This is a genomic window from Acidovorax sp. 69 (genome assembly GCF_002797445.1).
Lineage (GTDB): Bacteria > Pseudomonadota > Gammaproteobacteria > Burkholderiales > Burkholderiaceae_C > Acidovorax.
On the sequence record NZ_PGEP01000001.1, the window covers coordinates 2,955,258 to 2,974,366 of the forward strand.

Here is a 19,109-nt window from a genome sequence, read left to right on the forward strand (position 1 = left end):
TCCGCTTTGGCATAGCCCTGAATGAAATGACTTTGGGGCGCGCTGGCGGGCCGCCCCTGCTCTGTACTTCTACGGAGCCATCCATGTCCTCATCGCCCGCCGCGCCCGCCACCAACGAAGCGCTGGCCCCTGTTTCCTCCGACCGCCGCGTCTTCCAGTGGCATGACCACGCCTCGCTTTGGTTCAGCCTGGGCGTGGGCCTGCTGGTCATGCAGGTGGGCGCGTACCTGATGCCCGCGCTGGGCACCAATGAGGCACTCATTGCCATCGTGGCCGGCTCCATCGTGGGCGCAGGCCTGCTGGGCTGGGTGGCCAAGCTCGGTTGCGACAGCGGCCTGGCCAGCGCGGGGCTGATGCACGCCGTGTATGGCCGCACGTTTGCCAGCCTGCCCATCATTCTCAACATCGTGCAGCTGGTGGGCTGGGGCACGTTTGAACTGGTGGTGATGCGCGACGCCACCGTAGCCATTGGCCAGCAATCGGGCAGCATGGCTGGCGCTCACTGGCCTGTCTTGGCCACATTGCTGTGGGGCGGGGTGGTGATGCTGCTGATCAGCGGATCGATGGTGCAGCTGGTGCGCAAAGTGATCGCACGCGTGGCGCTGCCGCTGGTGGTGCTGTCGCTGCTGTGGCTGTCGTGGCAGTTCCTGTCGCTGGCGCAGGCCCAGGGCTTTGAAGCGCTGTGGACGCGCAAGGGCGAAGGCGGGATGGGCGTGTTTCCGGCGCTGGACCTGGTGATCGCCATGCCGATTTCGTGGCTTCCGCTGGTGGCAGACTATGCGCGCCACGGCAAGAACGGCGGCTCGGCCTTGCGCGGCACCTGGCTGGGCTACGCGCTGGCCAATATGTGGTGCTACAGCCTGGGTGTGCTGGTGGCGCTGACCTTGCCCAGCAAGGACCTGGTGCAGGCGCTGCTGCTGGCGCAGGGCGGGCTGATTGCGCTGTCGCTGATCCTGATCGATGAGGTGGACAACGCCTATGGCGACACGTATTCGGGTGCGGTGTCGGCCCACAGCCTGCTGCCAGGCTGGGGTGTGCGCGCCTGGGGCCTGCTGGTGGCCGCGCTGTGCACAGGGTTGGCCCTGGTGCTGCCAATGCACAGCCTGGAGCCGTTTTTGCTGCTGCTCAGTTCGGTGTTTGTGCCGCTGTTTGGCGTGATTCTGGGACGGTTGGCGTTTGGCGTCGACGCGTCGGCATTGCTGGCGCAGGCACGCAAGGTCAACCCAGCGCCAGTGGCCATCTGGTTGGGAGGCGTGGCTTTCTACCACCTTCTGCCCCTCGTCTCCACGCTGCTTGGCGCCGCATTACCCACATTAGTGCTGTGTTTTGTGCTGGCGTTCGCAACCCGCCCGCGCCGCTGAGCGAGTCCCAACAAGGGCAGACCAGGGTCTGCGCGCAAAGGGGCAGTGTCTTGCACTGCCTAAAATGGCCCATGAAATTTTTAGTTCGATTCTTTTTCAAGACCCTGCGCACCGTCCTGGGCCCTGCGATGCTGCTCAAAGAGGCCTTGACCCGGCCCCAAGGTGTGGTGCGCTCGGAGGCAGGACAGCAAGCCGTCAATCAAGCGTGCAACGCACTTGCGCTGTACCAATACAAGACCTGCCCTTTTTGCATCAAGGTGCGCCAGGAAATGCGTCGCCTGTCATTGCCGATAACCCAGGTGGACGCGCAACCGGAAGGCCCCGCCAGGGCCGCGTTGGTGCAGCAAGGTGGCCACGCCAAAGTGCCGTGTCTGAAGATCACGGACGAATCGGGCAAGAGCCACTGGCTCTACGATTCAGAAAAAATCATCACCTACTTGCGCAGCCATTTCGCGCAGGTGGCCTGAAGCGCCCCTGCAACGGGTAGCGCAGTCACGCCAATCAGACGGGCAACACCCGCTGTGCCAAGGGCGCATAACCGTGGTTGAGGGGCCCTTGGCCGCGGCCCGTGTGCACATCCGCCCCTGCGGCGATGGCGCCCAGAATGTAGGCGCGGGCACGCTGCACAGCTTGCTGCAACGTTGCGCCCAAGGCAAGGTGTGCAGCAATGGCAGACGACAAGGTGCAGCCCGTGCCGTGCCCGTTGTGGGTGGCAATTCGCTCGGACGCGAGTCGCTGGCACGTTCCGTCCGGCAATGCCAGCACATCCACCACCCAGTCACCCGGCAAGTGCCCGCCTTTGAGCAGCGCCGCACGGGCGCCCAGGGCCCGCAGCGCTTGTGCGGCCTCGTCCAGCGTCTCAACACCTTCGACGGGCCACCCCAGCAACCAGCCTGCTTCGTCCAGATTGGGCGTGATCACCTCGGCCAACGGAAAGAGTTCGCGCACCAATACGGCCACGGTCTCCTGGGCAATCAGCCGGTCACCACTGGTGGCCACCATCACCGGGTCAAGCACCACGTGGGGCAACTGATAGGTGCGAATGGCGTCAGCCACCACGCGCACCACTTCGGGCGAATGCAGCATACCGATCTTGACCGCGTCCACACCAATGTCCTGCACCACGGCGTCAATCTGGGCCTTGAGCATCTCGGGCGGAATGCCATGGATGCCCGTCACGCCACAGGTGTTCTGGGCCGTGATGGCCGTGATGGCCGTCATGCCGTAGCAGCCCAGGGCGCTGAAGGTCTTGAGGTCCGCCTGAATGCCCGCCCCGCCGCCGCTGTCGGAACCGGCGATGGAAAGAACGCGCGCGTAGCGGCGCGCTGCGAAGGGCTGGGAAATCGATGAAGTCATGGCAAAAATTATGGCCTATGCGCCACATCAAATCGCTGCCGCAAGGGATATGCTGTAATTGATTTTTACGGACGAAACAGGGGTGTCCCGCCAGCACGGTCAAGGATCGCGTGGGACTGAGAAATACCCTGGGGCCGCACAGCATTCCGCTTGCCAATTGCCCCGCTACCCGATCCAGGTCATGCTGGCGTGGGGAGTTTCCACCAACGGCACAGCCCCGTTTTGTCCATTGTTGCCAGCCAACACACGGACACACAGACGGACTTATGCCACTTCAACCCTCTTCTTTTGCCATTTTGGGCGCGGGCCTCATGGGCCGGATGCTTGCCGTGGAACTGGCTCGCCAAGGGCATCAGATCGACCTCTACGACGCTGGCAGCCCGGCTGCCGAAGGATCTGCCGCCACGGTGGCGGCCGCCATGTTGGCCCCATTGGCCGAATCCGCCATCACGGAGCCCGGCGTGGTGCGCATGGGGCACCACGCCCTGACCCGCTGGCCCCAACTGCTGGCCTCTTTGGCTGAACCGGTGTTCTTCCAGCAGGCTGGGACCTTGATCGTATGGCATCGGCAAGACGCCGCCGACGCCCAACGGCTGACCCGCCAATTGGAGACCAACCAACATCGGGTGCCCGAGTTACCCCGCCTGCAAAAACTCAGCAGCGATGCCCTCGCGCAGGCAGAGCCCACACTGGCCCACCGGTTCTCACAGGGCCTCTACCTGCCCGGCGAAGGCCAGCTGGATAACCGCCAGTTGCTCGCGGCATTGGGGGTGGAAATGGAAACACTCTCGGTGCGTATGCACTGGCACAGCCCCCAATCACCTGACACCTTCACACCCGGCACTCCAGGACAGCCAGACTGGGTGCTGGACTGCCGCGGGCTGGGCGCCAAAGGCCAGTGGAGCGCGCTGCGCGGCGTGCGCGGCGAGGTGGTGCGTATCCATGCACCCGACGTCACGCTGCAACGCCCCACACGGCTCGTGCACCCACGCTACCCCATCTACATCGCGCCGAAGGAAAACCACCTTTTCGTGATCGGCGCCACCGAGATCGAGTCGGATGACCTCTCGCCCGCCAGCGTGCGCTCCACACTGGAACTGCTGAGCGCCGCCTATGCCGTACACCCGGGTTTTGCAGAAGGCCGCATTCTGGAGCTGGCAACCCAGTGCCGCCCTACGCTGCCCGACAACCTGCCCGCCATCCGCAAAACCCGCCAGGGCGTGCTGGAGATCAATGGCCTGTACCGCCACGGCTTCATGATTGCCCCCGCATTGCTGGATGTGACACTGGAGGTGCTGAACACAGGACAATCAGCACTTTCGCAACGTTTTGATCTGGCGTTGACACTGGAGCCCAGCCCATCGGCCGCGCCCAGTGCCACCGCCCGAGCCTTGGCATGAACATTTCGATCAATCAGATCTCGCACGAACTGCCCAACGGCTCTACCGTGGCCGACGCCGTGGCCGCCATTGCAGCCCGCCCCCCCTTCGCCGTGGCTGTCAACACCAACTTTGTGCCCAGCACCCGCTACGCCGAGCAGGCCCTTCAGCCCGGCGATCGCGTAGAAATCATCTCTCCCGTGACCGGCGGCTGAGCTACCCGAGACACACGCCATGACACAGAACCCTACACCCGACGCCTTGGTACTCTACGGCCAGCATTTTGCGAGCCGCCTGTTGCTGGGCACCTCCCGCTACCCCTCCCCCGCCGTGCTGGAGGCTGCCGTGTTGCGCGCACAGCCCGCCATGGTGACCGCGTCGCTGCGGCGCCAGGGCAGCAATCCAGCCGAGAGCGGCAGCAGCTTCTGGGAGCTGCTGCGCAAGCTCAACGTGCCAGTGCTGCCCAACACCGCCGGTTGCCACAGCGCGCAAGAGGCCATCACCACGGCACAGATGGCGCGCGAGGTTTTCAACACCCCCTGGATCAAGCTGGAGCTGATTGGCGACGACTACACGCTACAACCCGACACGCTGAACCTGGTGGGGGTGGCCGAACACCTCATCAAGGAAGGTTTTCAGGTCCTGCCGTACTGCACTGAGGACTTGGTGCTGTGCCAGCGCCTGGTCGATGTGGGCTGCCAGGCCGTGATGCCCTGGGCAGCGCCTATCGGCACAGGGCGCGGACCGGTCAACCCTTACGCGCTGCAGACATTGCGCGAACGCCTGAGCGTGCCGCTACTGGTCGATGCGGGCCTGGGCCTTCCCTCGCACGCATGCCAGGTCATGGAATGGGGCTATGACGGTGTGTTGCTCAACACCGCCGTCGCACTGGCCCAAGACCCCGTTGCGATGGCTGGTGCATTCGCCGATGCGGTGAACGCCGGGCGCGCAGCGCGCCAGGCCGGAGCCATGGCGGCACAAGACGCAGCCCAACCCAGCACCCCCGTGTTGGGCACCCCTTTCTGGCACCACGCCCATGCATGACACCGCAACCTTGGCGCAAGCCATTTTGGAACACCACGCAACCACTTTCGCGGGCTTTTCCCCCGAACCAACTCCCGTACCCACCTCGCAGGAGCCGGTCTATATGGCAGCCCTGCAGGCATGCAGTGCACTGGGATTCATCGCGCAGGATGCAGAGTGCCTGGCTCTCGCATGGCTGGCGCGCACGCAGCGCACAGGAGCCGTTCACGCGCAACAATGGCCAGATGAGCCCCAGGATTTCGGTCTACAAGCCCTGCCGCGCGCGCAGCAATTCAGACCCTGTCCCAACGAATTGGGCCTGTATGCCGTGCTGCCCGACGCCAACTGGGTGGGGCGCATGGCACGTGCGGGCGTGCCCACAGTACAACTGCGCTTCAAATCCACCGACGCCGCGGCTATCCAACGGGAAGTGCAAGCAGCGGTTCAGGCAGTGCAAGGCACTGACGCGCTCCTGTTCATCAACGACCATTGGCAGTTGGCCATCAATGCCGGTGCCTACGGCATCCATCTGGGCCAGGAAGATCTGGACGCACTGAACGCCCATGAACTGCAGGCGCTGCGCAGCTCAGGCCTGCGGCTGGGGGTCAGCACGCATGGCTACGCAGAAATGGTACGTGCCGATGCCGTGGGCCCCAGCTACATCGCGATGGGGGCGGTGTTCCCCACCACCCTCAAGAAAATGGCTACGGCCCCTCAGGGAGTGGGCAGGCTGGGCATGTACGCGCGCCTGATGCGGAACTACCCCCAGGTTGCGATCGGAGGCATTGGCGCCGAACAGTTTGCACAAGTGCGCGCCACTGGCGTAGGGTCCATCGCGGTGGTGAGAGCCCTTGTCAACGCACCAGACCCCGAAGCCGCCGCAAAGCAACTATTGAAGGCCGTGGGATAAATCACCGGGGCTCACAACACCTGCCAGGTGTTGACTACGGGCCCTCGGTGCCACACACCGCCGGGTCCGTCGCAGCCTTACAGAACCGCCCCCAGGCTACCGGGGGTCGCGATCCTGTGCACCCGCATCATGGCAAAACAAGCTTGCTGACGCGCCTACGGCCCCTTTGTCCGAGGGTCCGTTTTCATCTGTTCCAACTCCAGCCGCAGCTCCATCAGATCGTTCTCCATCCCAAACCCGACGGCTTGTCCGGGCGACGGAGGTGCAGAAACAGGCACAGGCGGCAGATCACTGAGGGTCAGATGGGGTGGTTCCGACAGATCCAGGTCGAGTGGGATGCCACGGGAATCCTGGTCCATGGCTGCAGGCGCCGTGGTGGCAGGAGCGACCGGCTCTGCGCGCGGAGGGAGCACACCAAAATCGAACTCCAGACTGGCAGCCAGAGAGTCCAGCGGCAAGTCGTCCGGCGTCGCAACAGTGGCAGGCGGCTGCGCCATGAGCACTTCGATCCGGGGCGGCGCCAGAGGCGTCGTACGCTTGCGAGGTGGCGGCGCTCCACGGGCACTGGCGGGTGTCGTCTGCGCTACAGAGAGCAGCAACAACAGATCGTCATAGGCAGCCAGATCGAACGGCTCCACGGCCTCAGCGCCGGTACGCCGAAACAGGAACTTCTCCAGCAACGGCAACACCGTGGGCATGGTCCATTCGGCTTCAATCTCTGCCAGCGCATCGGTGTAGTGGTAAAGCATGCGCCCCGTGCGGTGAAAGCCTGAGAACTCGGGAACCTGCGCGTTGAAGGATTGCATGAACTGTGCGCGCAACTGAGCAAACTCGTCCACCCGACTGAGCGTGTGATACAGACGCAGAAGCTCCAGATACGCCAGCGGCGAGGTCTCGCGGTGATCAGCAATGTGGTTCTTCAAGACTTCAATGGCTTGCTGGTGCTCCCCCACCGATACAAAGAATTCAGCTTGCTGTTGGATGTCAAAAAGCTCTTCCGGATTGACGATATGTGGTGACGATGGTGGGGTTGCCACCGCTGGCTTTTTCGCAAGGGGTACGGGTGTGCCGACCGCAGGGCTTGTTGCCACGAAGGGAACCGGCGCCGGGACTGCACTGGGAGAAGCGGCCGCCGCAACATGGACTTCTGGCGCTGGCTGGGTTTCGGATGGCAACCAGGTATCCCCAGGATGCGGCGTCAGGCCCAACATCTCGTCATGGGCCAAGGTAGCGTCGCGTGCGCCCACGGCCACCGAATCCCGCCAGGCCCGCACGGCTTTGTCCGATGCACTGCGCAACCGTGCCCATGTCCAGCCCGCAGCCAACAGCGCCAAAAGCAGCAAACCGCCCAGTGCATACACAACGGTAGCGGGGAACCGCTCCTTCTCTGCCAACTCCAGTTGCTGCTGCACTTGCGCGACCAGAGCACGGTCCTTCGTTGCCTGCGCTCGCAAAAGGCCCGCTTCGGACTCCAGGCTTTTTAGACGCTCACCGTCCTTTTGCAGATCTTCGGGGCGGGCGTTCAATGACCTCCAAAGTGTGGCCGCTTGCATGCGCTGCTCCGACATGCCTTCCGATGGTGTGCTCAACAGTTCGGGGGTCACCCGCAATGAAACCGGGGTATCCGCCCCGTTGTCGAGAGACTCAATCACCAGGCGCGAGCGAAGGGCCGTCGCACTAGCGGCGACAGCGGCTTTGCCGGGAGCCTGCGGCCCCACCGCTCGCGCAGACTTTTTGGGAGCAGGACGCGCCGCCGCAGGGGCTCGCGCGGGCGGGTTCTGGAGGGACGGATTTTCGCGTGAGGCCGACGGCAGCGAAGGACGACTATCTACGCTCTTCGCGGGTGATCGCGATGACTCCGACGTCGCACCCGACGCCAATGGCAGGCGCGACTGATCAACGGGCAATGCCGAGGCAGACCGAGTCACGGTCGTGGGGAGATCGGAAAGAAAGGTGTAAGTGCGTGTTGTTCTACCCACACACCCGGCTGACAACGTGACCGTCAATACCGGTTCGTCGAGCGAAATCGATGCCAGAACTCGAACCCCCGAGGGACGACCGCGCACCTCGGGCAAGGGGATGACGCGCACCTTGCTCTCACCCACGGCGTTATCGCCTGCCAACAATTTGGCGGTGACACAGGACGATGCGACATCAGTCCCGGGATCAGGTTGCAATTCAAACGCCAGATCAACGGGAGCCCCCAACACAACCGTGCCACTGCCACCACCCAAGGACAGCGCCGAGGCACCGGCTGCAAACACCCACAGCCCTGGCCCAAAAAAAGTGTTACGGATTTTCACAATAATTTCTGTTTCTGGTCCGAAGGATTCTTGCACATAAGTCCAAGATAAGGCCACAGCCATAATGACGCTATGAAAATTCAGTTTCCCAACATAGCCATTGTGGGCACCGGCGCCATGGGCCGAGGCATCGCACAGATCGCGGCACAGGCTGGCAGCCAAGTTTTCTTGCTTGATGCGAACCCCGGCGCTGCGGATACCGCCAAGGCAGCGCTCCAGGAGCAATGGAGCAAACTGGTTGCCAAAGGCCGCATTGAGGCAGAACAAGCCAACACATTGGCAGCCCGGCTGCACCCGGTGAAGAGCGTGGCCGACCTGGCCACCTGTGACCTGGTGATCGAAGCCATCGTCGAACGCCTGGACGCCAAACAAGCCCTGTTTGTGGAGCTGGAAGCCGTGGTTCGCAGCGATGCCATCCTGGCCACCAACACCTCCTCCTTGTCGGTCACATCAGTGGGGCAGCACTCAAGCGCCCTGATCGTCTCGCAGGCTTTCACTTCTTCAACCCTGTCCCCCTCATGAAAGTGGTGGAGGTGATTGCAGGTCTGAAGACAGACCCGGCCATTTGCACAGCGCTGGCAACCTATGCCCGGGAAATGGGGCACACCCCCGTGCAGGCGCAAGACACGCCAGGTTTCATCGTCAACCATGCGGGGCGCGGTTTTGGAACAGAAGCCTTGCGCATCGTCGGTGAGGGCGTGGCCGATTTCGCCACCATCGACCGCATCTTGCGCGACCAGGTGGGCTTCAAGCTTGGGCCCTTCGAGCTGATGGACCTCACGGCACTGGATGTGTCGCACCCCGTCATGGAATCCATCTACCGCCAGTATTACGACGAACCCCGCTTTCGCCCCAGTGTGATCACCGCGCAACGCCTGGCCGGGGGCATCGTGGGCAAGAAGGTGGGTGAAGGCTTCTACCGCTACATAGATGGCGTGGCACAGATGCGCGCCGAAACCCCGGCCCCCGTGGTCAACGACATTCCCCCCGTGTGGGTATCCCCCCGAGCGGCACGGCGCGCCGAGCTGTACCAGTTGCTCAAAGACCTGGGTGCCACCATCGAAACAGGGACATCGCCCTCGCCCCACGCCATCACGCTGGTGGCTCCCCTGGGCTTTGACGTGACCACGGTCGCCGTGGTCGAACGGCTGGACCCGGCCCGCACCATCGGCATCGACATGCTGATCGACGATGCTGCCACCAAGCGCCGTGTGCTGGCCACCAACCCGGCGACGCGCGTGGACATCCGCAACGCTGCGCATGCGCTGTTTGCACGCGACGGTAAGGCTGTGAGCGTAATTCGCGACAGCGGTGGATTTGTCACGCAGCGTGTGGTGGCCACCATCGTCAACATTGCGGCAGATATCTGCCAGCAGGGCATCTGCTCACCCAAGGACCTGGAAACCGCTGTGACCCTGGGTCTGGGTTACCCGTTGGGCCCATTGGCCATGGGCGATCGCTGGGGGCCCACCAATATTCTTGAAGTGTTGTTCAACATGCAGACGGTGTACGGCGACACCCGCTACCGGCCCAGCCCCTGGCTGCGCCGGCGCGGCGCCATCGGACTGAGCCTCTCACACGTCGAAGAAGACTAACCCACAGCCCTGCCGCCAAACCTGAGCACCCATGCCCGCAGAACTACAAAGCACCAGCCAGGGCCAAACCCTGATCCTGACCCTTCGCAACCCGGAGCGGCGCAACGCCATCGACCCGGTGATGTACGCAGCAGGCGTGGAGGCGCTGGGCGTGGCAGAAAGAAGCCCCGACATCCGCAGCGTGGTCATCACCGGTGCCGACGGCATGTTCTGCTCGGGTGGCAACCTGCAGCGGCTGCTCGCCAACCGACAGCAGCCGCCCGAGGTGCAGGCCCAGAGCATTGAAGGCCTGCACAACTGGATAGAGACCATCCGCACCTACCCCAAGCCGATCATTGCGGCGGTGGAAGGCGCAGCGGCGGGCGCCGGCTTTTCGCTGGCGCTGGCCTGTGACTTCATCGTGGCCGCCCGAAACGCCGTATTTGTAATGGCCTACAGCAATGTGGCGCTGTCACCCGATGGCGGCGCCAGCTGGAGCCTCTCGCACGCCCTGCCCCGCCAGATCGCCACCGAAATCCTCATGTGCGGTGACCGCATCGGCACGGAGCGCCTGCACGCACTCGGTGTCATCAACCGCATTGCCGAAGCAGGCAGCGCACTCGATACAGCCCTGGCGCTGGCCGAACAGCTCAATGCGCGCGCGCCGAATGCACTGGCCAGCATCAAAGAGCTGCTGAACGAAGCACCCCACGCCCAGCTGACGCACCACCTGGACCAGGAGCGTGACCACTTCGTAAAGAACCTGCACCACGCCAACGGTGGCGCAGGCATCTCGGCATTCCTCGAAAAACGTGTGCCGCGCTACGAATAGCACAAAACAGCGGGTGCCCGACAACGCCCACCCGTCAACCACACATCGCCCCCAGCACGCTGCCACACAGCGCCGGGGGTTTTCTTTTGGCATACGCACAGACACGCAGGTGACAACCCTGACGCATCTCGCCGGTCCCTGACGCGACAATGGGGCTGTTTCTAGTCACGCAAAAGACAGGCCATGGACGACCCGATTCTTACCATCGAAGAACGTGAAGCGATCAACTCAGGTCGCTGGTTTTCATCCCTTTCACCTTCGCTACGCCACGACATCCTCCGATGTGCATACGTCAAACGCTTCAAGGACGGCGGCCTCATTGCCGCACGCGGCGACCCGCCCGAGGAATGGATTGCCTGCGCGCGCGGTGCAGTGCGGGTCAGTTCCACATCCATCTCGGGCAAACAGATCACGCTGACCTACGTGGAGCCAGGCATCTGGTTCGGCGACGTGGCGATCTTCGACGGGGACCGGCGCACACACGATGCGTATGCACATGGAGACACCACGATCCTGTGTGTGGCCAAAGCCGACTTCAAGAAAATCCTTGCGGCGCACACCGAGTTCTACGAAGCCATGCTGCGCCTGCATGCGCGGCGCATCCGCCAGCTTTATGGCCTGGTGGAAGACCTCAACACCCTGCCTCTGCGCGCTCGGCTGGCCAAGCAGCTCGTCCACCTGGTGCGCAGCTATGGCATTCCCAGCCTGTCAGATGGCAGCGAGATGCGCATCGGCCTGCAACTTGCGCAGGAAGAACTGGCGCAGTTGCTGGGCGCGTCGCGCCAACGGGTGAACCAGGAACTCAAGGCGATGGAGCGGGAGGACGCCATACGCATCGAACCGGGCGGCCTCGTGGTGCGCGATCGTGAAGCGCTCATGCGCATCGCTGAAACAGACAACTGACAGACCGAACCTTTCTTCATCCCTCCATGAGCAACTTTGACCATTTCGTCGGCACCCGCCCCGTTTCCGATCAGCACGCTTTTGATATCGAAACACTGACTGCGTGGCTCACCAAGAACATGGAGAGCTTTGCGGGCCCGGTGACCGTGGAGATGTTCAAGGGCGGGCAGTCCAACCCCACCTACAAACTCATCACCCCCGGTGCCAGCTATGTGATGCGGGCCAAGCCTGGCCCGGTGGCTAAATTGTTACCATCGGCTCACGCCATCGAGCGCGAATTTGCGGTGATGAGTGGCCTGTACGGCACCGACGTGCCCGTGCCCCGCATGTTTGTGTTGTGCGAGGATGAAGCGGTGATTGGCCGCGCCTTTTACGTGATGGAGTGCATGCAGGGCCGCGTGTTGTGGGACCAGTCGCTGCCTGGCATGACACCCACAGAGCGTGGCGACATCTACAACGAGATGAACCGCGTGATTGCCGCGCTGCACACCGTGAAGTTTGCCGACCGAGGGTTGGCCAACTACGGCAAGCCAGGCAACTACTTTGACCGCCAGATAGGCCGCTGGAGCAAGCAGTACGTGGCCTCCGTCACGCAGCCCATCCCTGAGATGGACAAGCTCATGGAATGGCTGCCGGCCCACATGCCTGCGAGTGCACGTGACGAGAGCCAAGTGTCCATCGTGCATGGCGACTACCGGCTCGACAACCTGATGTTCCACCCCACCGAGCCCCGTGTGATTGCCGTGCTCGACTGGGAGCTGTCCACACTGGGCCATCCGCTGGCGGATTTCAGCTACCACTGCATGAGCTGGCACATCCCCGCCGCGATGGGCCGTGGTATCGCAGGTCAGGACCTTGCCGCATTGGGCATCCCCAGCGAGGAGAGCTACATCCGCCTGTACTGCGAGCGCACCGGCATCGCCACCCCAGAGTCGCTGCGTGCGGACTGGAACTTTTACCTGGCCTACAACATGTTCCGCATTGCGGCCATTCTGCAAGGCATTGCCAAGCGCGTGGAGGCCGGCACGGCTTCCAGCGCGCAGGCCAAGGCCTCTGGCGATACCGCACGGCCCATGGCCCAGCTCGCTTGGTCGTTTGCGCAGCGCGGTTGACCTGCGCCGCTCGCAGCGCCCCGCACCCGAGATTTTTTGACGGAGACCCCCATGGACTTTGATTACTCCCCCAAGACCAAGGAACTGCAGGCAAGACTGCTCCAGTTCATGGACGACTACATCTACCCCGCAGAAGCCGCCTACTCCACAGAGTTGGCCGCCAACACGGCAGCGGGCAAGCGCTGGTCGGCACTTACCACCATCGAAAATCTCAAACCAAAAGCCCAGGCCGCAGGCCTGTGGAACCTGTTCCTGCCCGTCGACAGCGCTGCTGCATCGGGCTATGCCGGAGCAGGCCTGACCAACCAGGAATACGCGCCGCTGGCCGAAATCATGGGCCGCGTGCCATGGGCGAGCGAAGTCTTCAACTGCTCGGCACCCGATACGGGCAACATGGAAACCATCGCCCGCTATGGCGACGATGCCAACAAGGCGCGCTGGCTCAAGCCCCTGCTGGAAGGCAAGATCCGCTCGGCCTTTGCCATGACGGAACCCGAGGTGGCATCGAGCGATGCCACCAACATCGCCACGCGCATCGAACGCCAGGGAGACGAATACGTCATCAACGGCCGCAAGTGGTGGATATCCGGCGCGGCCGATCCCCGCTGTGCCGTGTTTGTGACCATGGGCAAAACCGACCCTGAGGCGCCCCGCCACTCCCAGCAAAGCATGGTGCTGGTGCCCGCAGACGCCAAGGGCATCACCATCGTCCGTCCTCTGAACGTGCTGGGCTATGACGATGCGCCCCACGGCCATGTGGAGATGACGTTCGATAACGTGCGCGTGCCCGTGTCCAACATCCTGCTCGGCGAAGGTCGTGGCTTCGAGATCGCCCAAGGGCGCCTTGGCCCCGGACGCATTCACCACTGTATGCGCTTGATTGGCTTGGCCGAGCGCGCACTGGAACTGATGTGCAAACGCGCCTCGTCGCGCACAGCCTTCGGCAAGACCGTGGCCCAGCAGACTGTGACACAAGAGCGCATCGCCGAAGCGCGTTGCAAGATCGACATGGCCCGCCTGCTCACGCTCAAGGCGGCCTGGCTGATGGACGTGGCTGGCAACAAAGTCGCCAAGTCCGAAATCGCCATGATCAAGGTGGTGGCTCCCAGCATGGCCTGCCAAGTCATCGACTGGGCCATGCAGGCGCATGGCGGCGGTGGCATGTGTGATGATTTCCCGCTGGCCTACGCCTATGCGCAAGCCCGCACCCTGCGGTTTGCCGACGGCCCTGACGAAGTGCACCGCAACGCCATTGCCAAGTGGGAGTTGGGCAAGTACGGCACCTATGGTCGCGATGCGGCAGTGCCGGTCACACGCGGCGGCTGATCTAGTCTAAAGGATGCGCTGGCTCGCTTGCCAGCGTTCGCTTGCCAGCGCCTTTCGCGCCATTCATTTCGCCGGCTCCACAGCTTGCCTCCTTCGCCTGCGGTCTATGGCGACGGCTCCAGCGTATCGCTGGCCGACACGGCCGGTGGTACAGGAGGCAGGTTCTGCAAGGCTCCCTGGGCCGCCGCCAGCAGTAACTGCGTGGCCTGGGCGATTTCGGACAGGCTACGCTGGGCATGTGCCATGCGCAAATAGACCTTGCCACGCACCAGCATCAAAAGCAGGGGAGATTGCGCCCGCTCTGCGCCACCCTCGCCTTCCACGATATTGAGCAACTGAGACACCAACGGGGCATGAATCCAGCGCTGGGCGGTTTCGATGCGCTCAGCCACTACCGCAAAGTGCTGCCGGAACGATGCGGGCAAACCTGGCCAGGCAACCTCTTCATACATCGCCAGCCAGCGCATCTCTTCGGGCAGGCTGGCATTCACCGTGGTCTGCAAGGTGTCCGTGATCGCGTTGTAGGCATTGCCCTCCAGCGCCTCTTGCAACGGCCGGTTGAGCACCATGACTGCGGCATCGGGGTCGGCGCCCACATCCGCGCGGCCTCGCAACTCCAGGCCGTGCACATAGTCCCGCGTGGGGTTTCCGCACTCCAACCGCCAAGGGTGACCATTCAGATCCCCACCCAGGTCGAAATGCCCCTCCACCGCCTGCGGCACGATTGCCAGACGCTGGGTAGCAGCCCAACGGACCACCTCCTGGTTGGACACGGGCCGGGTCGAAGACGAGCCGCCCGACGGACTGAGTGCTTTGCGGAGGCGATCAAACATGGCGGTTCGAAGCAGTGCGCTTCGCGGAAGTCACGGATGCAGGCATTATTGAGGGCATTGCCTCGTATAGAAAGCCCCCTGAGTCGCTTGGTGGCGCCTTCCACTGAGGGAGACGCACCCGGTGGACTGGCGAAGCCAGATCCACGGGTGCACTGGCCTGGGGCCGCGCCGGTTTCAACGGCTGTGCGCAGTGCACGGCGTTTTGGATAGATAGCATGCTTTTTTGCTCATGAACCGCCGTTATGTCTTTGCCGCCGTGGCTGCCGCTTGCGCATTGGCGACCATGCCTACGGCCGCTGTGGAGCCCCCCAAGGACGCCTCGGCCACGGCCCGCCAGCTGGTACGCTGGGCCACCGAAAACGGCGACCACCAGGGCCTGCCTTTTGCCGTGATCGACAAGCCTGCAGCCCGTATCCATGTGTTCTCAGCCCAGGGGCAATGGCTGGGCAGCTCGCCGGTGCTGCTGGGCGCGGCGCTGGGCGACAGGTCTGCGCCCGACATTGGGCAGCGGCCGCTGTCGCAGATTCGCCCGGAGGAGCGCACCACGCCTGCTGGCCGGTTCGTCACGGAACCCGGTCGCAATCTGCGGGGCGAAGACATCGTGTGGATCGACTACGAATCGGCCGTGTCACTGCACCGGGTGCGCAGTGTGCGGGCCTCAGAACGCCGACACCAACGCCTGCGCAGCCAGGGAGTAGGTGACAAACGCATCAGCTACGGTTGCGTGAACGCGCCCGAAGGGTTCTACAACCAGTTCATCGCCCCGTTGTTTGGACAGTCACCCGGTGTGGTGTATGTGCTGCCAGACACGGAGGATTTTGCTACTATTTTCGAAGCTGCCAGCACTTATCCTTAAAGCGCTGGAAGCCATTTCCATCAAAATTTCTCGCACCAAGCAACGATGGCAGCACACCACAATCAGTGTCTGGTGCACCGCCTGCCAGTCGCGCGTAGCCCCGGGGCCAGAATCAGAGGGACAAATCCCATGATGCTCCTTACGGGCCCCATCGCTGCGTGGCGGTTGCGGGGGCAGTGTCAGTCCATGCACCCAGCGGGGGGCTGGCGCTGCAGGGCCCGGTAGCCCGTCTCAGCCCAAATGGCACTCATATCGCGGTGGCGGGGTGGCCTCCTATCGTTGTCTGCTGGGCCATTGCCAGGGGGTTGCATCAAGGCTCTCAGGCAACACTGACAAGGTATCGGGCACTATTGCAGCACGCCTGCCCACCAACACATCAGCCCAGGTGCACGCTGGCGCCAGCCACGTGAAAATTCATCACCGGCGCACTGGACTCAGAAAAAGGAACGCCCAGCGCGATCTGCCCCGTGCCATGCAGGATGCATGCGTCGCGACGCAGCCGCACCGGCGATTCGCTTCCATCAAATCGCACCCAGGTTCCGAAGCTGCTCATGTCAGTGAGCACAAAACCGCTGTTGCGCCAGTCGATGCGTGCATGCAAACGGGAGACCCGTGGGTCATTGATGCACAGTTGCGCATGGGTTGCGCGCCCCACATGAACAGGCGCATCCGACGAAGTGAAGGACATGTCAACACCATGCCACGAAAACTGAATCTGCCCGAGGATGGAGTCCACTGGCGCAAAACTGCTGACCAGTGCGGCCTGCATGGTGAGAGAGTCAGGCTCCTCGTTCTCACGCCACTCCACCTGGTACAGCATGAGCAACTCTGCTTTCCCACGAATTTCCATCATGCCTAGCTTGCGGTACCAGACATCAGCCGCAGCCCCCGCCAGCAGCACAGTGGTCTCCGTGGCCCATATCTCAGCAGGCCCGGCCCGCTCGCACAGGCGAGACGCCACGTTGACGGCATCGCCATAGCAGTCGCCATCCACATCCACGACCTCGCCACTGGCCACACCCACACGAATGTCCATGCGCAGCGGTTGCGGCCAGCGATCCAGTCGCAGCTTGTGCTGACGGAGCATGGCGCTTGTCGCTGATACGGCGCCGGCGGCATCGCCAAAAATGCACAGCACGCCGTCACCCAGCTTCTTGACCAGCCTCCCCCCGTGGGTTTCGATGGTGTCGCCAATCCACTGGGTCATCTGCGTCACGGCCTCCGTGGCCCGCTCGTTGCCCAGCGTTTCATACAAAGAGGTGCTGCCGGAGATATCTGCGAAGACCACCGTGGATAACACACTCATGAACGACGGCCTATCAGTAACATCATGTGAATCAGTTTAGTGCAAGCCGAATGAAGACGCACTCTTCAAAGCGTCAACAATCCTTGACTGAAGGGCTTGGTCGGCTCATCTGCAACAAGTGCACTGCCACATTCCCCGTTTTTTTAGCCGCTCACAGAACGGCGGAACAAGGAAATCCGAGGGTCTACGCCCATCGCAGACCACGCAGGGTGGTCCCCAAAGAAGCACTCATAACACGTAAAAATTCGCAACAAACACTCCCCGCGTGTTGTCTTTATACAAAAACAGGAGCACCACCCTTGCGTCAATCCTCGCGCCCGCTTACTTTGATCGACCCTGTTACACAAATCGTTTGCCGATCCACCCATGCGCTGGAACAAGCCTAATCTTCGCAACAACCTGCACGACCTGCTGGGCCGTGACAAGCCATCTTCGACGGCATGGGTGCGCGACCAGGGTCTGGAAGACGTGCGCCGGGCGATGCTGCAGGGTCTGATGGGCCTGACGGGTTGCGAAGTCGCACGCATGAGCATGCGCTTGCGCTATGCAGGGGACATTGAGGCTCTCTGGTATCTGCGCACCGACCTGTTTGCCACCCTGTTGTCCTTGCGCGGACAGGCCGTTGCGCAGACGGTGCTGGACCAGGTCACCCTGTTGTTCCAGGGACAGTTGCCCCGGTCCCTGCGCGCGCCACAAATACCCCCATCACCCCACGCCCGGCCGTTCTAGGCCTACCGGGCAATGCCTGCAATGCAGGCCACGGGGATCACCGGGCACTCTGCGCTGGAGTGTCTCCGGCAGATCAGCTGATCGCACTCCTTCCCCGACAACGACACTGCTGCGCCCACCAGCAACAACACCCTGGTCAAGCTGTTGCCTGCCAAGCCCGCTGTGCTGGTTCCGCCGTGCTTCGCGTGCCTGGCCGAAGCGGGCGGTGAACCAGCGCGTGAAGGTGCTGCGGCGTCTACCCAAGCCTGACCCGCTACTACTGCCCGCGCCCGCCAACATCTCGACCGAGATGTCTGTCAGTGCTGGTGGCCCCAGTAAATCAGCGCATCGCGCTCTTCCACCGACAGCGACACCGTTGCGCCGACTGGCAGCAGCACCTTGGTCTCCACATGGCCAAACGGCAGGTTCGTCAGCACCGGCGCCTTGATCTGGGTACGCAGCCAGTCCACCACCGACTGCAGCTTGTAGCCCTTGTCATGCGGTGCCAGCTTGAAGTGGGTGAACTGCCCCAGCACCACGGCCTTTTGCTGGGCCAGCACGCCCGCGTGCAGCAATTGGGTCAGCATGCGCTCGATGCGGTACGGGTGCTCGTGCACATCCTCCACAAACAGCACCCCGCCTTTGACCTGCGGGAAATACGGCGTTCCCACCAGCGAGGCCAGCACCGCCAGGTTGCCGCCCCACAGCGTGGCGCTTTTCACATAGACATTGGGCACGGCGGGCTTGCCCGTGGTGGCATGGGGCTTTTCCTTGTGCATGCGCCAGCCCGTACCTTCGCCGTGGCCGGTCAGCAGGTCGTCAAAGCAGGCTTCCATGATGTCATCGGGCTCGCCCGCCACACCAAAGTCCGCCCCCAGTGACGGCCCCGCCCAGGTGGTCGCACCCGTTTTGGCCAGCATGGCCAGCTGAAAGGCGGTGAAGTCGCTCACGCCGACAAAGTGCATGCCCTTTTCGATGGCCTTGGCCACGGCCTTGTAGCGGATACCCGGCAAGATGCGCGTGAGCCCATAGCCGCCGCGCGAGATCAGCGCCACATCGGCGCCACTGGCAGCAGCGCGGTGAATGGCGGCCAAACGCGTGGCATCGTCGCCCGCAAAGCGGGTGTGTGTGGCCAGCGCGTCTTCGTCCACTTCCACCTCATGGCCCAGGGCCTTGAGCCTGGCAATGCCGCGCTTGAAGGCGACCTTGTCACGCACGGCGCTGGAGGGCGAGTAGATGTAGATGCGCTTGGGACCGTGGTCATGGTCGCAATGTGAGTGGTCGTGGTGATGGTCGTGCAAAGCGCTCAGGCCCACCGGGGCCTGCT

17 protein-coding genes, 1 pseudogene and 1 riboswitch are annotated in these 19,109 nt (G+C 63.1%); of the genes and pseudogenes, 13 read left to right on the top strand and 5 right to left on the bottom strand.

The genetic code is table 11. From position 1 onward, the window contains the following. Positions 1-83: 83 nt before the first annotated feature. Positions 84-1,361 carry a cytosine permease gene (locus CLU85_RS13535; protein ID WP_100410710.1) on the top strand — a complete coding sequence of 426 codons (1,278 nt, stop codon included), beginning with the start codon at positions 84-86 and terminating at the stop codon, positions 1,359-1,361. A gap of 71 nt (positions 1,362-1,432) precedes the next feature. Next, positions 1,433-1,828: a glutathione S-transferase N-terminal domain-containing protein gene (locus tag CLU85_RS13540; RefSeq protein WP_100410711.1), complete on the top strand. Its 396-nt coding sequence runs from the start codon at positions 1,433-1,435 to the stop codon at positions 1,826-1,828. A 34-nt stretch (positions 1,829-1,862) separates the two neighbouring features. Here the strand turns inward: CLU85_RS13540 and thiD are convergent, their stop codons facing one another. Beyond that, complete coding sequence (gene thiD, locus CLU85_RS13545; RefSeq protein WP_100410712.1) at positions 1,863-2,717, bottom strand: bifunctional hydroxymethylpyrimidine kinase/phosphomethylpyrimidine kinase; 855 nt, start codon at positions 2,715-2,717, stop codon at positions 1,863-1,865. A 68-nt stretch (positions 2,718-2,785) separates the two neighbouring features. Continuing rightward, positions 2,786-2,930, top strand: a riboswitch (TPP riboswitch). A gap of 53 nt (positions 2,931-2,983) precedes the next feature. On the opposite strand from thiD, the gene CLU85_RS13550 reads away from it, so the two are divergent. From CLU85_RS13550 to thiE, 4 genes are read left to right on the top strand one after another with little or no spacing between them, the layout of a single operon-like run. Continuing rightward, complete coding sequence (locus CLU85_RS13550) at positions 2,984-4,117, top strand: FAD-dependent oxidoreductase (protein ID WP_100410713.1); 1,134 nt, start codon at positions 2,984-2,986, stop codon at positions 4,115-4,117. Beyond that, complete coding sequence (thiS, locus tag CLU85_RS13555) at positions 4,114-4,311, top strand: sulfur carrier protein ThiS (protein ID WP_100410714.1); 198 nt, start codon at positions 4,114-4,116, stop codon at positions 4,309-4,311. The genes CLU85_RS13550 and thiS overlap by 4 nt, the downstream gene beginning before the upstream one ends. 19 nt (positions 4,312-4,330) lie before the next feature. Then, positions 4,331-5,140: a thiazole synthase gene (locus CLU85_RS13560; protein WP_100410715.1), complete on the top strand. Its 810-nt coding sequence runs from the start codon at positions 4,331-4,333 to the stop codon at positions 5,138-5,140. Further along, on the top strand, positions 5,133-6,029 hold the full coding sequence (gene thiE, locus CLU85_RS13565) for a thiamine phosphate synthase (RefSeq protein ID WP_100410716.1): 897 nt from the start codon (positions 5,133-5,135) through the stop codon (positions 6,027-6,029). Before CLU85_RS13560 ends, thiE begins: the two co-directional genes overlap by 8 nt. A gap of 155 nt (positions 6,030-6,184) precedes the next feature. On the opposite strand, the gene CLU85_RS23415 is transcribed toward thiE, so the two are convergent. Further along, a complete protein-coding gene (locus CLU85_RS23415) occupies positions 6,185-7,555 on the bottom strand; it encodes a hypothetical protein (RefSeq protein WP_232727825.1) in 1,371 nt (456 codons plus the stop codon). A gap of 849 nt (positions 7,556-8,404) precedes the next feature. Between CLU85_RS23415 and CLU85_RS13575 the strand changes: the two are divergent. From CLU85_RS13575 to CLU85_RS13595, 5 genes and pseudogenes are all read left to right on the top strand, one after another. Then, a pseudogene (locus tag CLU85_RS13575) lies at positions 8,405-9,927 on the top strand (3-hydroxyacyl-CoA dehydrogenase). Between the two features lie 31 nt (positions 9,928-9,958). Then, positions 9,959-10,738 carry an oxepin-CoA hydrolase, alternative type gene (locus CLU85_RS13580; RefSeq protein WP_100410717.1) on the top strand — a complete coding sequence of 260 codons (780 nt, stop codon included), beginning with the start codon at positions 9,959-9,961 and terminating at the stop codon, positions 10,736-10,738. Positions 10,739-10,921: 183 nt separating this feature from the next. After that, complete coding sequence (locus CLU85_RS13585) at positions 10,922-11,641, top strand: Crp/Fnr family transcriptional regulator (protein WP_100410718.1); 720 nt, start codon at positions 10,922-10,924, stop codon at positions 11,639-11,641. Between the two features lie 26 nt (positions 11,642-11,667). Beyond that, positions 11,668-12,753, top strand: a complete 1,086-nt coding sequence (locus CLU85_RS13590) for a phosphotransferase (protein ID WP_100410719.1) — start codon at positions 11,668-11,670, stop codon at positions 12,751-12,753. Positions 12,754-12,804: 51 nt separating this feature from the next. Next, the gene (locus CLU85_RS13595) at positions 12,805-14,079 is read left to right on the top strand and encodes an acyl-CoA dehydrogenase family protein (RefSeq protein ID WP_100410720.1); all 1,275 of its coding nucleotides are present in this window, start codon (positions 12,805-12,807) and stop codon (positions 14,077-14,079) included. A gap of 104 nt (positions 14,080-14,183) precedes the next feature. Here CLU85_RS13595 and CLU85_RS13600 read toward each other — a convergent pair whose 3' ends face one another. After that, positions 14,184-14,912 (bottom strand): hypothetical protein, encoded by a 729-nt coding sequence (locus tag CLU85_RS13600; RefSeq protein ID WP_100410721.1) that lies wholly within the window; start codon positions 14,910-14,912, stop codon positions 14,184-14,186. 229 nt (positions 14,913-15,141) lie between these two features. On the opposite strand from CLU85_RS13600, the gene CLU85_RS13605 reads away from it, so the two are divergent. Next, positions 15,142-15,768 carry a hypothetical protein gene (locus CLU85_RS13605; protein ID WP_100410722.1) on the top strand — a complete coding sequence of 209 codons (627 nt, stop codon included), beginning with the start codon at positions 15,142-15,144 and terminating at the stop codon, positions 15,766-15,768. Between the two features lie 376 nt (positions 15,769-16,144). On the opposite strand, the gene CLU85_RS13610 is transcribed toward CLU85_RS13605, so the two are convergent. Beyond that, on the bottom strand, positions 16,145-17,074 hold the full coding sequence (locus tag CLU85_RS13610; protein WP_198509191.1) for an adenylate/guanylate cyclase domain-containing protein: 930 nt from the start codon (positions 17,072-17,074) through the stop codon (positions 16,145-16,147). Positions 17,075-17,440: 366 nt separating this feature from the next. Here CLU85_RS13610 and CLU85_RS13615 point away from each other — a divergent pair, with 366 nt between their 5' ends. Continuing rightward, positions 17,441-17,803 (top strand): hypothetical protein, encoded by a 363-nt coding sequence (locus CLU85_RS13615; protein WP_100410723.1) that lies wholly within the window; start codon positions 17,441-17,443, stop codon positions 17,801-17,803. A 296-nt stretch (positions 17,804-18,099) separates the two neighbouring features. Here CLU85_RS13615 and CLU85_RS13620 read toward each other — a convergent pair whose 3' ends face one another. Then, positions 18,100-19,083: an LD-carboxypeptidase gene (locus tag CLU85_RS13620; protein WP_100412554.1), complete on the bottom strand. Its 984-nt coding sequence runs from the start codon at positions 19,081-19,083 to the stop codon at positions 18,100-18,102. Positions 19,084-19,109: the final 26 nt, after the last annotated feature.

Excerpts from the sequence above, each read along its gene's own strand:
- CLU85_RS13535 (WP_100410710.1), top strand. The coding sequence starts at position 84 with ATGTCCTCATCGCCCGCCGCGCCCGCCACCAACGAAGCGCTGGCCCCT.
- CLU85_RS13540 (WP_100410711.1), top strand. The coding sequence starts at position 1,433 with ATGAAATTTTTAGTTCGATTCTTTTTCAAGACCCTGCGCACCGTCCTG.
- thiD (WP_100410712.1), bottom strand. The coding sequence starts at position 2,717 with ATGACTTCATCGATTTCCCAGCCCTTCGCAGCGCGCCGCTACGCGCGC.
- CLU85_RS13550 (WP_100410713.1), top strand. The coding sequence starts at position 2,984 with ATGCCACTTCAACCCTCTTCTTTTGCCATTTTGGGCGCGGGCCTCATG.
- thiS (WP_100410714.1), top strand. The coding sequence starts at position 4,114 with ATGAACATTTCGATCAATCAGATCTCGCACGAACTGCCCAACGGCTCT.
- CLU85_RS13560 (WP_100410715.1), top strand. The coding sequence starts at position 4,331 with ATGACACAGAACCCTACACCCGACGCCTTGGTACTCTACGGCCAGCAT.
- thiE (WP_100410716.1), top strand. The coding sequence starts at position 5,133 with ATGCATGACACCGCAACCTTGGCGCAAGCCATTTTGGAACACCACGCA.
- CLU85_RS13580 (WP_100410717.1), top strand. The coding sequence starts at position 9,959 with ATGCCCGCAGAACTACAAAGCACCAGCCAGGGCCAAACCCTGATCCTG.
- CLU85_RS13585 (WP_100410718.1), top strand. The coding sequence starts at position 10,922 with ATGGACGACCCGATTCTTACCATCGAAGAACGTGAAGCGATCAACTCA.
- CLU85_RS13590 (WP_100410719.1), top strand. The coding sequence starts at position 11,668 with ATGAGCAACTTTGACCATTTCGTCGGCACCCGCCCCGTTTCCGATCAG.
- CLU85_RS13595 (WP_100410720.1), top strand. The coding sequence starts at position 12,805 with ATGGACTTTGATTACTCCCCCAAGACCAAGGAACTGCAGGCAAGACTG.
- CLU85_RS13600 (WP_100410721.1), bottom strand. The coding sequence starts at position 14,912 with ATGTTTGATCGCCTCCGCAAAGCACTCAGTCCGTCGGGCGGCTCGTCT.
- CLU85_RS13605 (WP_100410722.1), top strand. The coding sequence starts at position 15,142 with ATGAACCGCCGTTATGTCTTTGCCGCCGTGGCTGCCGCTTGCGCATTG.
- CLU85_RS13610 (WP_198509191.1), bottom strand. The coding sequence starts at position 17,074 with ATGAGTGTGTTATCCACGGTGGTCTTCGCAGATATCTCCGGCAGCACC.
- CLU85_RS13615 (WP_100410723.1), top strand. The coding sequence starts at position 17,441 with ATGCGCTGGAACAAGCCTAATCTTCGCAACAACCTGCACGACCTGCTG.